The following is a 12,778-nucleotide window of genomic DNA, read 5'->3' as shown; positions in this document are numbered from 1 at the left end:
ATTAATTGGTTTGATTCCACCCATACAAAGGAATACTCTAATAAATGAAAAAACAAGCTCTCCTGTGATCAGGAGAGCTTGCATGAATTTTTTAATTGTTTTGCGCTAAGGTGAATCCGATCTCTTCCAAAGCAAAATGAAGGGATGCAAAGGAAGGGAACTTTGAAAAATCGATATTTAGCGCGACCATCGTCTGAGCGATTTCTGGGCGGATTCCTGTAATCATTGGTTTCACGCCGAGCAAGTTAATCACTTCACCAAGCCGGATAATCTGCTGAGCGACCATTGTGTCGACGATTGGCACACCCGAGAGGTCAACAATCAATTCGGTCAGCGACAGTTTGACACATTCTTGAGGAGTTCTCTCCATTAACACACGAGCACGTTCTGTATCTATATCACCGACCAACGGAAGGATACCGACTCCATGTCCGACTTGGACAATTGGCACAGAGTATTCGTTCATTGATTGCTGCGCACTTCTTTTCAGCTGATCGCTGTACGAAATAAAAGCTAAACTGAAAGCATATACTGCATGATCCATGACCTCATGAATACGTTTCGTAATGGCATGGTAATTTTTTATTGTAATATCATGAAATTCCGATTCTGCAGTCAAAATTTCAATTATTTCTTTTCGGAAATACCGTGTTTCCTTTAAAGCAGCATCCAGCGGCATTTTCACATTTAAGCATGCTTGTCCTGTTCTGCTGCCCCATTCATCGAAAGCAGCAAAGCAGGCTTCGTCTGTCATGACAAGGCTCTTGCCGTAAAGCTCGACCAATTCTTCTCGCATAGGGATCAACACGTCAGAAAGATGAGAGAGCTCTGTTGGGTAGTCTGTTTCCTGAAGAATAGAAACCCTTTTAGCAATCGATCCTTTCTGCTCAATAATGGCGAAAGAAATGGCATGCAGGCTTTCTTTAGATATATTCATTCGGCAACACCGCCAATTTGTCAGTATAGTCAATATTTTTGTTCATCTACCCTATCGTAACATTAATGCAGTTAAAAAGATTGCAATTTGATCTTCAAATAGCTTAATCAGTTAATTTGTACTAGTGAGGTGAATAGGATGAAAATGCAGGTGTATTTATTATTAGGGCTGATTTTTGCGCTGCTGATTGCCGTCTTTGCGGTGATTAATGGAAATGAAGTGGAGTTTAATTATCTTTTCGGAAAAGCTGAATGGCCGCTCGTACTGATCATTCTCGGCTCGGCTGCTATCGGCGGTCTATCAGTAGGACTATTGGGCTTCATCAAAATTGTTCAGCTTAGAACCGCATTGAAAAGACAAGAGAATCAAGCGAATGCGGATATAGCGAAGAAAAACAGGAAGCCTGTGAAAGAGTATCAAGCAAAAGAAGCACATGAAGAATAATCCTGCGCAGCGGGATTTTTTTTAATTCAACCTCCGATTTGCTTGCCAAAAACGAAGCGGACGTGCGAATACTTTATTTTAGAACTCTGTTTACCTGCCTGTTGATTTCGTTTTAGGACTGGCTTTCAGTTAAGCGTATCGGGAGTCTCTTATCCTTTAGAAACTGGAATTTCAGGCTAAATTTCAACTCGAAATAACAGGGTCAAATGATTAAGATACAAAGTACATAGGAGTGAGTTTATTTGGAAACATTGGAAAAATGGCTTTCTAAAGTTAATTGGGGAGAACTGATGGTTCAGTCATGGATGTTCTTTTTGAAACTGTGTATCATACTGGCCATTTTCTTTATTGTAAAAACGATCGGAAAAACAGTGATCGCCCGGATGTTCGATCAGGCGGCAAGAAATAAAAGAATGACAACAAACCGTGTCATCACACTTCAGAAGCTTGTGTTAAATCTTTTTTCATACTTGCTGATTTTCATTTTCGCAGGCATCATCTTTGATTTGTTCGGCCTAGATATCAAAACGCTTATAGCAGGAGCGGGAATTCTCGGACTGGCAATCGGATTTGGCGCGCAGGGACTAGTTAGCGATATCGTCACTGGGTTTTTCGTTTTACTCGAGAAACAGATGGACGTCGGCGATTTTGTGACAATGGGCAACGTGTCAGGGATCGTAGAAGAAGTAGGACTGCGTACAACACATATCAGAGCATTTGACGGCACACTTTTCTACGTTCCGAACCGGGAAATCAGTACGGTAGCTAACCATTCACGCGGAAACATGCAGGCGCTTGTCGATATCGGCATCGCATATGAAGAGAACATTGACGAGGCGCTCGAGGTTATTCGGTCAGCCTGTGAAAATGTAAAAGATGTGAACGATAAAATTATTGAAGGACCAAATGTACTTGGTGTTCAAAGCTTCGGTTCATCTGAAGTTGTGATACGCATCCTTGCGAAAACGGTAAACATGGAGCAATGGGGAGTAGAACGGGCATTAAGAAAAGCGATCAAAGAAGCATTGGACGAAGCGGATATTGAGATTCCATACCCTCACCAAGTGCACATCGACAAAAAAGTCAAAGTTGCCAACTAGCAGCTGGGGGAACTGCGGGGGTACGGTACCATTACAAAAACTGGCTGATAATACACCGTTTTGCGGAAATGGTACCGTACCCCCAAATTTGACTTTTCTTTGCAAAGCGCTTACATTTAAAGTAAGAGAATAGTGTTTTTCTTATTATGAGAGGGGGAGGGAACTGGCCCTTTGAACCCTCGGCAGCAGGCGGTAGACGTACTGTGCCAAATCCATCAGCTCGTGATTTTCTCACGGTCTGAAAGATAAGAAGAGCGTATACGGACGGATTTTTTTGTCTCATGATGCCTCTTCTTATAAAAGAAGGGGCATTTATATTTATTAGCATACATAGTAAGGAGGGAGACTTCGCTGTGACTGAAGAACTGAAAGACAAGCTGATCACCAATCTTCTAGGGCATAATATCTTCAAAACGAGCGACGGAAGACATCTGTACGAAGTCTCTCTTGAAGATCTGGAGAGGGAGTACCGGATGCTTCAAATGATGAAGCCAACCGAAGAGACATCGTAAACGCAAACAAGCAGGATCACATTTGTGATCCTGCTTGTTTTTTTTAGTTCTTAAATGCCTCGGCGATGAGTTTATACGACTGCAGTTTTGCCTCAAAGTCATGTATGATGCTGACGATTATAATTTCATCTGTTCCGTATGCAGCCGCAAGCTGCTCCAGCTGCTTTTTAACAGAATCAGGTGTTCCTACTACCATGCGGCCGCGATTATGGGCGATATGCTCACGGTCATACGGAGTGTAAGGAAACGCTGCTGCCTGTTCGACGCTCGGTATGCCGTCACGGCTCCTGCCGGTTTCAATCAGGAGAATCGACAGGTCGAGACTCGATGCGAGTGCTTCCGCTTTTTCTTCGGTCTCCGCACAAACAGCGAAAATAGCAACGCTGGCAGCTGGCTGCTGACCGATTATGGAAGGCTTGAAATTTTCACGGTAACTTTGCATGACCTGCGGACCGCCCACGGGATTAATGAAATGAGCGAACGAAAAGCCGGCGCCCTTTTCAGCGGCAACCGCTGCGCTCGATCCGCTTGAGCCGAGCAGCCACATTTCCGGTGCATTTTCAGGTACAGGTGTTGCTTTTAAACCTTGAAAACGGTGGTCATCGGTATTGTTGTGCAGATAATCAATTAGGTCATCGATCTGGTTTGGGTAGTCTCGAATATCTCGCGAAGAATTTTCCTGCAGTGCCATAGTGGCAAGCGGCATTCCCCCTGGAGCACGTCCAAGGCCGAGATCGATCCTGTCTGGAAACATTGTTTGCAGCAGCGCGAAATTTTCCGCAACCTTATATGCACTGTAGTGGGGAAGCATGACTCCGCCAGAACCGACACGTATACGTTCAGTTTTAGACGCGATTGCAGAAATAAGAATCTCAGGGGAAGATCCCGCAAGGCTGTCAGAATTATGATGTTCGGAAACCCAAAAACGGTGGTATCCAAGCCTTTCAGCATGCTGAGCGAGTGTTATCGTATTTTGAAGTGCCTGATGCGCAGTCATGCCATTGGATACGGGTGACTGGTCTAAAATACTGATTTTCAAAAAAACATTCCTTTCCTGCTTCTGTCGTATCCCTATTATCTTAATCGTTTATTAAGATGTCCATTTTTTTGCTTACAAAAAATAAGCGGAGGATAATCCCCCGCTTATTGAATCTATATGTTTTTTTCGGCGCAGTGCTCGCATAAATGATATTCGCTGCGTTCAAGAAGCTCTTCCACTGACTGAAGATTGTTGAGATGTTCTTCTTGAGCTTTTAAAATCTCTCTATGCTCGCATTCGGTCTTAATGAATGCGGTTCTGTGCACAACGTGTCTGTCGTGGTCCACTAAATACATCGCCATAATAAAAAACCTCCAACTATGCGTGGCGTTTGTACAGTATATCATGTCTTTGTTACAGCAGCATAACAAAGGCTATTTATGGAAAAAAATGAGGCTTCATGCCTATCTCATTATAATGAAAGCAGATGCCCCTGAGGCCGGGCTTTAATTTTACTTTTAAATATCGTGATTTTCATGGAATAAGGGCAGTATTTTGCTGTTTTCACCTCAATTATTTAAATAATAGTCTTATGATAGCGTTTTCACTCACAATCTGGGCTTATTGGACATCAATGTCACCATAACCCTTGAAATAGAATCTCAGCATGTTACGATAATAAAAGTGAAAAAACGCGAACAAAAATACGAACAAACTGAGAAGAAATTTGAGGAGGATTTGATGCTTAAAAACAAAAACATCGCTTTTATAGGAGCTGGATCAATGGCAGAGGCCATGATATCGGGAATCATTAGTTCAAAGATGGTTCCTGCAGCACAAATCATCGCATGCAACAAATCAAACATTGAAAGAAGAGCTTTTTTGGAGGAGAAATACGGAATCCAGACGTCTTCATTAGAACAGTTGAACTACAGCGAGATTGACCTATTCATTTTAGCGATGAAGCCGAAAGATGCTGCAGAATCGCTCCTGAACCTTAAAGATAAAGTGCAGCCGCATCAGATTGTCAGCTCCGTTCTGGCAGGCATCTCCACATCCTTTATGGAAGAACATCTTTCGCAAAATCAGCCAGTCATCCGCATTATGCCGAATACCTCAAGCATGGTTGAAGAGTCGGCAACTGCATTGACAGCAGGAAAGCATACAAAGATGGATGATGTCCTTGAGGTTAAGGAACTTCTCGAAAGCATGGGAGAAGTGTTCATAATAGAAGAAAACAAAATGGATATCTTTACTGGCATTGCTGGAAGCGGACCTGCTTACTTCTATTATTTGATGGAACATATGGAGAAAGCCGGTAAAGAAGAGGGGCTAGAGAGCAAGGTAGCCCGCAAGATCATCGCACAGACTCTTTTAGGAGCAGCGAAAATGATCATGGAAAACGAAGAAGGTCCAAGTGAATTAAGAGAAAATGTCACATCACCAAACGGAACGACTGCTGCAGGTCTTGCGGCACTAATGGATAACGGCGGAGGCAATGCTATCGCACAGGCGGTAAACTCTGCATCTAAACGATCGAAAGAAATCAGTGATGAGCTGAAAAAAGTGCTTGTCACTTCCTAATTAAACTGGAGGGATAGAATGTTACACAGCAAAAAGCCAAATCGAGTAGTCATCAAAATCGGGAGCAGCTCTTTAACAAGTCTGCACGGCGAAGTCAGCCGCAAAAAGCTTGAGAAGCTCGTTGATCAAGTGGTTGCTTTGAAGGATGAAGGCATGGAAGTTGTGCTTGTTTCATCAGGAGCGGTGGCAGCTGGTTACAGAAAGCTGGGCTTTATTGAACGGCCCAGCTCCCTGCCGGAAAAACAAGCGGCAGCCTCAATCGGGCAAGGACTTCTTATGGAATCCTATTCTGAGCTCTTCTTGTCCCATGGCTATGTCGCATCACAGATTTTGATCACTCGTACAGACTTTTCAAATGAAAACCGATATTACAACATGAGTAATACGATTAATGTGCTGCTTGAGCGCGGCATCATTCCCATCGTCAATGAAAATGATACAGTGACTGTAGACCGCCTTAAGTTCGGCGATAACGACACATTATCTGCAAAAGTAGCCGCATTGATCAATGCTGACCAGCTTATGATCTTGTCTGACATTGACGGGCTATATACGGACAATCCGTCTACTAACCCTGATGCGAAGATGCTTGAGCACGTGACGGAAATCACCGAGTCGATTGAAGCAGCAGCTGGAGACTCCGGCAGTGCAGTAGGGACAGGCGGCATGAAATCCAAAATCGACGCAGTCAAGATTTCCATGGCATCCGGCATATCAACATTTCTTGGAAAAGCGGACATCCCAGACATTTTGATTGATGCAGTTAACGGAAATGCTCACGGAACGTATTTTGAAAATAAACCGGAATCTGCGAACCTTGACCGCAAACGCCAGTGGATCGCGTTCAATTCCGGCCCAGAAGGTAAAATCATCATTCATAAAAAAGCAAAAGAAGCTCTCTTAGAAGGAAGCAAAAGCTTGTACAGTGGTGATGTAAAAGAAGTAAAAGGCAAGTTTGAAAACGGAGCCGTCGTTAAGATTGGTGACGACTCAGGCGAAGAAATCGGCGTTGGAGTTGTTAACTATTCAACTGAACAGCTTCAAGAAGGCACAGACGGCAAGAAGAAAGCGATCATCGACCGTGAAGCGTTTGTCTGCTACTTCGACTTCTGTATCCCAGCATCATTGTAATCTAGTTGATGTAAAGTAAGCCCGATAAAGAACCTTTGAATGGAAAAACTTTAGGAGGCGTTAATTTATTATGAAAACCATGATATCTGTTGAACAGCAAGCTATAGCTGCAAAAAAAGCTGCGAAGACATTAAGTCTTTTAAGTGAAAATGAAAAAAATGAAGCGTTAAATACACTCGCTGACCATATCGAAAAAAACGTTAAGAGAATTTTAGAAGCAAATGAAGCTGATCTTCATAAAGGAAGAGAAAAAGGGTTCGATGAGGCATATATGGACAGGCTCGCATTATCGGAGAGCCGTGTTCTGGAATTAGCGAAAGGATTGCGTGAGGTATCACGACTTGACGACCCTACTGGTGACATTTTATCAGAATGGACACTTGAAAACGGTCTGCACGTTCAGCAAGTACGTGTACCGCTCGGCGTGATCGGCATGATTTATGAGGCTCGACCAAACGTAACAGCTGATGCAGCAGGCCTCGCCCTAAAATCAGGAAATGCCATCGTGCTGAAAGGCGGTTCTTCATCCATCAACTCAAACCGAGCGATTGTAGAAGTACTGCATGAGGCACTGCGTGAAACGAAAATACCTGCTGAGGCGGTTCAATTTATCGACAGCACAGACCGAGCTGCAGCACAGCAGCTGTTCACGATGAAAGAGCATATCGATGTGCTCATCCCGCGCGGAGGCGCTAAGCTGATCTCAGCGGTCGTATCGAATGCAACGGTTCCTGTACTTGAAACAGGAACAGGAAACTGCCACCTTTATATCGATAAAGAAGCAGACCTAGATAAAGCACTGAAAATCATAGTGAATGCAAAGACAGACCGTCCTGCTGTATGTAACGCAGCGGAAACGCTGATCATACATGAAGACTGGCTGAAAGAAAACAGCAGCGCAATTGCTGAAATGTTCGCTGCTCACAGCATCACAGTCCATGGCGATGAAAAAGCGGCAGAAAACCTGCCAGATGTTATTCCAGCTAACGAACAAGACTGGAGTGACGAATACCTGAGCCTAGACATCGCAATTAAAGTGGTGAGTTCTCTTGATGAGGCTCTTGAGCATATCGAGCGTTACGGAACAAAACATTCTGAAGCCATCATCACAGAAAATAAAGACACTGCACATCAGTTCATGGCAATAGCTGATGCAGCGGCATTGTATCACAATGCGTCCACACGCTTCACAGATGGCAGTGCGCTGGGCTTTGGCGCAGAGATAGGCATCTCCACCCAAAAGCTTCACGCAAGAGGCCCTATGGGGCTCCCAGCCTTAACAACGGTCAAATATCTCATGCACGGCACCGGTCAGACCCGATAGCAGGAATTGGAGTAGGCAGGATGAGCGCTGGGGAACTCTGGTGGGGGTACGGTACCGCAAAAGGACAACCTAGCTGATTTGTCCGTGTGGAATGGACAGAAGCCGCTTCCCGCGATTGGGAAGCGGCTTTTTTTTCTTATTTTCGTGGTCGAATTTTAGCGAATGGCACATAAGTGAAAAAATCGGCACAAAAGCCTGAAATATGGCACACAAGTTCCAGAAATGGCACACAACCTCTATATGGCACTTAACTCTTCAAAAAGGCACATAACCTTACTCTAGCATGAGTTAAACAGCCGTTTTAACTCTCCGAACCCTCCTAACAAATCCCAACAAACAAAAAAAGAGCAATCGCATTATCGCGATTGCCATTCTTTAACTTAATGATACGAATGCTCCCGATGATCGGCGACCAGATGCTTGTGCACAAGGGCTTCCATTCCGGTCAACAGCAATGTTACTAAAAAAGCGCCCCAGATTGTCACTTCGGCCCCAGGCAGTGCTAAACAGAGCAAGAGCACAATGAAGAAAGTAACAATAAAATCAGCGGCGACCGTTCTGCTGTATGTCATACGTGGTATGAGCGCATATTCCAACAAAACGCCTAGCGGGGCCAATACGGCTGTAATGACCAGATAAGCCCAAGGAGAGGTGATTTTAACGCTCTCAAACATGAACGTGGCAACAATGAGCAGGGTAGGGATTCCGATGATTTTTATCAATAAACTTTGCATGAACAACACCGCTTTCTTTTTGAGAAGATAAGGGCACATTAATAGTAGCCTACCTTATCATCATGAGCGGTGGTATCCATTTTTATTCATAAAGAGAAAGCCGCCGATTCACCTATGCAGGTAAATCGGCGGCTATTAAATCCTTAAAACGCCAGAGCAGCTGATTTTTTCAGTGCGCTCATGAATTCATTGAACTCTGGAATGTTCATTTGCTGTGCAGAATCAGACAATGCAACTGCAGGATCCGGGTGAACCTCGGCCATAACGCCGTCTGCACCGATTGCGATCGCTGCTTTAGCGCAAGGCAGAAGCAAGTCTTTTCGGCCGGTAGAATGAGTCACGTCGACCATTACTGGAAGATGTGTTTCCTTCTTCAGGATTGGAACAGCTGAAATATCAAGTGTGTTGCGTGTCGCTTTTTCGTACGTACGGATACCGCGCTCGCAAAGGATAATCTCGCTGTTGCCCTGTGCCAGAATGTACTCTGCGGCGTACATGAACTCCTCAATCGTGGCTGATAAACCGCGCTTCAAGAGGATTGGCTTGCGGACTTGTCCCGCAGCCTTCAATAGGTCAAAGTTCTGCATGTTGCGTGCGCCGATCTGAATTACGTCAACATAATCAAGTGCTGTTTCCAGGTCGTTCGGGTTCAGAATTTCACTCACAACAGCGAGGTTGAATTCATCTGCTGCTTTGCGAAGGATCTGAAGACCTTCAAAACCAAGGCCTTGGAAATCATATGGAGAAGTGCGCGGCTTATACGCTCCGCCGCGTAACAGGGTAAGCCCTTGCTGGCTGATGGCTTGTGCGACCTGTCTGACTTGCTCATAGCTTTCCACAGCACACGGGCCTGCTACAAAATGAGTCTGCCCGTCACCGATACGCTCGCCTTTCACGTTAACGATTGTGTCCTCAGGCTTTTTCTTGCGGGAAACGAGAAGAGCTTTGCGGTTATCGTCTTCTTGGAGTTCAAGGCTCGCCTGAAAAATTTTCTTGAAGATATGGTGGATCGTCGATGTCTCGAAAGGACCATCGTTGTGTTCCGCGATCAAGTCAAGCAGTTTGCGTTCCCGAATCGGGTCAAACCTTTTCACACCTTGTGTTTCTTTTAACTTGCCGATCTGCTGCACGAGTGTCCCGCGCTCGTTTAATAAATCTAAAATCTTAAGGCTAATCTCATCAATTTCTGTTCTCAACTGTTCTAATTCCGTTGTCATGATATCCCACTCCTCTTTCTCTTTTTGCCTTAAGAACAAGGTCAGGCGCCAGCTTTGGCCCCATTCGTATTGGCTGATTTGTCTTCCTGCAGGAAAGATATTGTTTAATACTTTAAAGCGTGTTCGCGCAACAGTCAAGGGGTTATTTCAAACTTTTTTTATTGTCTATTCTCCCATATATTGAAGCGATGTGTCTGTTTGTGTAAATTTTTAAAAAAATCAGGCTCAGTACTTTACAATCGCGCGTTGAAGTGTTAAAACTTGATATAACCAATACGAAAACGCAATGACAGGACATTAGTAGAGCATCTTTACATGTAGCAAATAGAGAGCTGATGGTTGGTGGAAATCAGCACAGATCGATGCTTGAAGTACAATCCTTGAGCCGCTTTTTTGAAAAAAAGCCGGGACCTCCCGTTATCCGATGTAAAGTGGCGGAGCTATGTCTGTTCCGCAAAATGGGTGGTACCGCGAATATATTTCGTCCCTGCAATTTCTGCAGGGGCGTTTTTTGTTTTCATAAAAAAGGAGGAACTTTCAAATGAGATACTTAACAGCTGGAGAATCACACGGTCCGCAGCTGACCGCGATATTAGAAGGAGTGCCGGCAGGGCTTGAACTGCTGGCTGATGATATCAACACAGAACTGAGCCGCCGCCAGAAAGGACACGGCCGCGGGCGCAGGATGCAGATTGAAAAAGATCAGGCTGTCATCTCAAGCGGTGTACGCCACGGCCTGACCTTAGGATCGCCAATAACACTTACCGTTGAAAATAAAGATTTTACCCATTGGACAAAAATTATGGGCGCAGAGCCGATTGACCCAGGTGAAGAAGCAGAAGTGAAAAGGAAAGTCACGAAGCCGCGTCCTGGGCATGCGGATCTGAATGGAGCGATCAAATACGGACACCGTGATATGCGTAACGTGCTTGAGCGTTCATCAGCACGCGAAACGACGGTCCGTGTCGCGGCAGGGGCAGTAGCGAAAAAGTTCCTTTCCCAGCTCGGCATCACGGTTGCGGGCCATGTTCTAGAGATCGGTGGAGTTAAAGCCGAAAATACATCTTATGACTCCATACAGCAGCTGCAGGAGACCACAGAAGCATCGCCTGTCCGTTGTTTGGATGAAGAAGCTGGTGTGAAAATGATGAAAGCGATCGACGACGCAAAAGCGAACGGCGATTCGATCGGCGGAATTGTTGAAGTGGTTGTAGAAGGCATGCCGGTCGGTGTCGGAAGCTATGTGCATTACGACCTTAAGCTCGACGCGAAACTGGCAGCTGCCATTATGAGCATCAACGCATTTAAAGGTGCGGAGATCGGTATCGGATTTGAAGCGGCAAGACAGCCGGGCAGCCAGGTGCACGATGAGATACTCTGGAACGAGAACGACGGCTACACTAGAAAAACAAACAACGCCGGGGGCTTTGAAGGCGGCATGACAACAGGAATGCCGATTGTCGTCAGAGGCGTGATGAAGCCGATCCCAACATTGTACAAACCGCTTCAGAGTATCGATATCGAAACGAAAGAACCATTCGCTGCGAGTATCGAACGTTCAGACAGCTGTGCAGTCCCTGCTGCGAGTGTTGTTGCTGAAGCTGTCGTCGCTTGGGAGCTTGCAGCAGCTGTTGCTTCACAGTTCGGAATAGACAACATGGAAACGATCAGAGAGAACATCAAGCGCCACAATGAAAAAGCGAGGTCCTTTTAATGAAAAAACTGAGCGTGCGGACTGCGACAAAAGAATACCCTGTCATCACCGGTTCCGGCGCTTTGAAAGAGATTGTTCCGCTGCTGCTGAACATGAAGCCGGCTGTAACTTCGCTCATGGTGATCAGCGACGACAACGTGGCACCACTTTATCTCTCAGACGTCACCGCAGAGTTAAGCAAAACAGCTCTTCCTGTTTACGACCACATCGTCCCGCACGGCGATCAGGAAAAATCGTTTCAAAACTATTTCTCCTGTCAGACAGCAGCTCTTGAATTCGGTCTTGACCGGCATTCAGTAATCATCGCTCTTGGGGGCGGAATGGTGGGAGACCTTGCCGGCTTCGTGGCAGGAACATATATGAGAGGCATCCGCTTTATCCAAGTTCCGACCACACTGCTCGCTCATGATAGCTCAGTTGGCGGAAAGACCGGGATCAACCATCATCTTGGAAAAAATATGATCGGAGTTTTTCATCATCCAGAAGCGGTGATTTACGATGCGGAATACCTCAAAACATTGCCGCAGCACGAAATACGTTCAGGCTTCGCAGAAGTGATCAAGCACGCCATCATTAAAGACCGTTCCTTTTACCGCTATCTCCATGAAAATGTAAGGTCGCTTGATGATCTGGGGTACGGTACTCGTCTCGAGGAAGCCATCACAAAAGGCATTCAGATCAAAGCGGAGATCGTGCAGGAGGACGAACGGGAAAACGGCGTACGTGCTCTGCTGAACTTCGGACATACGCTTGGTCACGCTATTGAAGCAGAACTTGGCTACGGTAAATGGACTCACGGTGATGCAGTAGCAGCGGGTATGCTGTTCGCGCTCCGTATAGGCGCTTCTGTATATGGCACTTCTTTAATAGAAGATAGTGAAATAAATGAATGGCTTCAGGAACTCGGATACCCTCAACTTCCGGCAAGTCTTTCGCCAGAAAAGCTGCTCAGCCGCATGAAAAAAGACAAAAAAGCTCACTCAGGAACCGTAAAGATGGTGCTGCTCCCCGAAATCGGAAAAGCGGAAGTGAGGGAAGTACCTGACCCCCTTTTAATAGAAGAACTGCATAAGTTTCTCGCAGCCAAATAAGGAGCATAAGA

General features: G+C 45.4%; 13 protein-coding genes, 1 riboswitch and 1 other annotated feature. Of the genes, 8 read left to right on the top strand and 5 right to left on the bottom strand.

Features of this window, described 5'->3' with window-relative positions:
- Positions 1 to 91 precede the first annotated feature (91 nt).
- On the bottom strand, positions 92 to 937 hold the full coding sequence (locus tag CGZ90_RS21210) for an STAS domain-containing protein (RefSeq protein ID WP_094251230.1): 846 nt from the start codon (positions 935 to 937) through the stop codon (positions 92 to 94).
- A 138-nt stretch (positions 938 to 1,075) separates the two neighbouring features.
- Here CGZ90_RS21210 and CGZ90_RS05070 point away from each other — a divergent pair, with 138 nt between their 5' ends.
- The 3 genes from CGZ90_RS05070 (at position 1,076) to CGZ90_RS05060 (ending at position 2,993) form a co-directional block, all read left to right on the top strand.
- Complete coding sequence (locus tag CGZ90_RS05070) at positions 1,076 to 1,381, top strand: LapA family protein (RefSeq protein WP_094251229.1); 306 nt, start codon at positions 1,076 to 1,078, stop codon at positions 1,379 to 1,381.
- A 251-nt stretch (positions 1,382 to 1,632) separates the two neighbouring features.
- Complete coding sequence (locus CGZ90_RS05065; RefSeq protein WP_379675185.1) at positions 1,633 to 2,481, top strand: mechanosensitive ion channel family protein; 849 nt, start codon at positions 1,633 to 1,635, stop codon at positions 2,479 to 2,481.
- Between the two features lie 138 nt (positions 2,482 to 2,619).
- Positions 2,620 to 2,733, top strand: a riboswitch (SAM riboswitch).
- A 101-nt stretch (positions 2,734 to 2,834) separates the two neighbouring features.
- Positions 2,835 to 2,993 carry a Fur-regulated basic protein FbpA gene (locus CGZ90_RS05060; protein WP_379675159.1) on the top strand — a complete coding sequence of 53 codons (159 nt, stop codon included), beginning with the start codon at positions 2,835 to 2,837 and terminating at the stop codon, positions 2,991 to 2,993.
- 43 nt (positions 2,994 to 3,036) lie between these two features.
- On the opposite strand, the gene CGZ90_RS05055 is transcribed toward CGZ90_RS05060, so the two are convergent.
- Both CGZ90_RS05055 and CGZ90_RS05050 read right to left on the bottom strand, forming a co-directional pair.
- A complete protein-coding gene (locus tag CGZ90_RS05055; protein WP_133063552.1) occupies positions 3,037 to 4,032 on the bottom strand; it encodes an LLM class flavin-dependent oxidoreductase in 996 nt (331 codons plus the stop codon).
- Between the two features lie 113 nt (positions 4,033 to 4,145).
- Complete coding sequence (locus CGZ90_RS05050; RefSeq protein WP_094251227.1) at positions 4,146 to 4,334, bottom strand: hypothetical protein; 189 nt, start codon at positions 4,332 to 4,334, stop codon at positions 4,146 to 4,148.
- 379 nt (positions 4,335 to 4,713) lie between these two features.
- Here CGZ90_RS05050 and proC point away from each other — a divergent pair, with 379 nt between their 5' ends.
- The 3 genes from proC (at position 4,714) to CGZ90_RS05035 (ending at position 8,011) form a co-directional block, all read left to right on the top strand.
- Positions 4,714 to 5,556: a pyrroline-5-carboxylate reductase gene (gene proC, locus CGZ90_RS05045; RefSeq protein WP_094251226.1), complete on the top strand. Its 843-nt coding sequence runs from the start codon at positions 4,714 to 4,716 to the stop codon at positions 5,554 to 5,556.
- Positions 5,557 to 5,574: 18 nt separating this feature from the next.
- Positions 5,575 to 6,687, top strand: a complete 1,113-nt coding sequence (gene proB, locus CGZ90_RS05040) for a glutamate 5-kinase (protein WP_094251225.1) — start codon at positions 5,575 to 5,577, stop codon at positions 6,685 to 6,687.
- A 70-nt stretch (positions 6,688 to 6,757) separates the two neighbouring features.
- Positions 6,758 to 8,011, top strand: coding sequence for a glutamate-5-semialdehyde dehydrogenase (locus CGZ90_RS05035; RefSeq protein ID WP_094251224.1), 1,254 nt, complete (start codon positions 6,758 to 6,760; stop codon positions 8,009 to 8,011).
- A 380-nt stretch (positions 8,012 to 8,391) separates the two neighbouring features.
- Here CGZ90_RS05035 and CGZ90_RS05030 read toward each other — a convergent pair whose 3' ends face one another.
- Together CGZ90_RS05030 and CGZ90_RS05025 are read right to left on the bottom strand one after the other, a co-directional pair.
- Positions 8,392 to 8,745 carry a DUF2512 family protein gene (locus CGZ90_RS05030; RefSeq protein ID WP_165766772.1) on the bottom strand — a complete coding sequence of 118 codons (354 nt, stop codon included), beginning with the start codon at positions 8,743 to 8,745 and terminating at the stop codon, positions 8,392 to 8,394.
- 143 nt (positions 8,746 to 8,888) lie between these two features.
- A complete protein-coding gene (locus tag CGZ90_RS05025) occupies positions 8,889 to 9,962 on the bottom strand; it encodes a bifunctional 3-deoxy-7-phosphoheptulonate synthase/chorismate mutase (protein WP_379675158.1) in 1,074 nt (357 codons plus the stop codon).
- Between the two features lie 277 nt (positions 9,963 to 10,239).
- Positions 10,240 to 10,454: a binding site (T-box leader), on the top strand.
- Between the two features lie 49 nt (positions 10,455 to 10,503).
- Here CGZ90_RS05025 and aroC point away from each other — a divergent pair.
- Positions 10,504 to 11,676: a chorismate synthase gene (gene aroC / locus CGZ90_RS05020; RefSeq protein ID WP_094251222.1), complete on the top strand. Its 1,173-nt coding sequence runs from the start codon at positions 10,504 to 10,506 to the stop codon at positions 11,674 to 11,676.
- A complete protein-coding gene (gene aroB, locus CGZ90_RS05015; protein ID WP_094251221.1) occupies positions 11,676 to 12,767 on the top strand; it encodes a 3-dehydroquinate synthase in 1,092 nt (363 codons plus the stop codon). The genes aroC and aroB overlap by 1 nt, the downstream gene beginning before the upstream one ends.
- Positions 12,768 to 12,778 lie beyond the last annotated feature (11 nt).

Source organism: Fictibacillus aquaticus (genome assembly GCF_002245695.1).
Lineage (GTDB): Bacteria > Bacillota > Bacilli > Bacillales > Fictibacillaceae > Fictibacillus > Fictibacillus aquaticus.
The sequence above is the reverse complement of the archived record's forward strand: the minus strand, read 5'-3'. Positions and strand labels throughout refer to the sequence as shown.

What these genes read in the sequence shown, in the direction of transcription:
- CGZ90_RS21210 (WP_094251230.1), bottom strand. Translation starts at nt 937, where the DNA reads ATGAATATATCTAAAGAAAGCCTGCATGCCATTTCTTTCGCCATTATT.
- CGZ90_RS05070 (WP_094251229.1), top strand. Translation starts at nt 1,076, where the DNA reads ATGAAAATGCAGGTGTATTTATTATTAGGGCTGATTTTTGCGCTGCTG.
- CGZ90_RS05050 (WP_094251227.1), bottom strand. Translation starts at nt 4,334, where the DNA reads ATGGCGATGTATTTAGTGGACCACGACAGACACGTTGTGCACAGAACC.
- proC (WP_094251226.1), top strand. Translation starts at nt 4,714, where the DNA reads ATGCTTAAAAACAAAAACATCGCTTTTATAGGAGCTGGATCAATGGCA.
- proB (WP_094251225.1), top strand. Translation starts at nt 5,575, where the DNA reads ATGTTACACAGCAAAAAGCCAAATCGAGTAGTCATCAAAATCGGGAGC.
- CGZ90_RS05035 (WP_094251224.1), top strand. Translation starts at nt 6,758, where the DNA reads ATGAAAACCATGATATCTGTTGAACAGCAAGCTATAGCTGCAAAAAAA.
- CGZ90_RS05030 (WP_165766772.1), bottom strand. Translation starts at nt 8,745, where the DNA reads ATGCAAAGTTTATTGATAAAAATCATCGGAATCCCTACCCTGCTCATT.
- CGZ90_RS05025 (WP_379675158.1), bottom strand. Translation starts at nt 9,962, where the DNA reads ATGACAACGGAATTAGAACAGTTGAGAACAGAAATTGATGAGATTAGC.
- aroC (WP_094251222.1), top strand. Translation starts at nt 10,504, where the DNA reads ATGAGATACTTAACAGCTGGAGAATCACACGGTCCGCAGCTGACCGCG.
- aroB (WP_094251221.1), top strand. Translation starts at nt 11,676, where the DNA reads ATGAAAAAACTGAGCGTGCGGACTGCGACAAAAGAATACCCTGTCATC.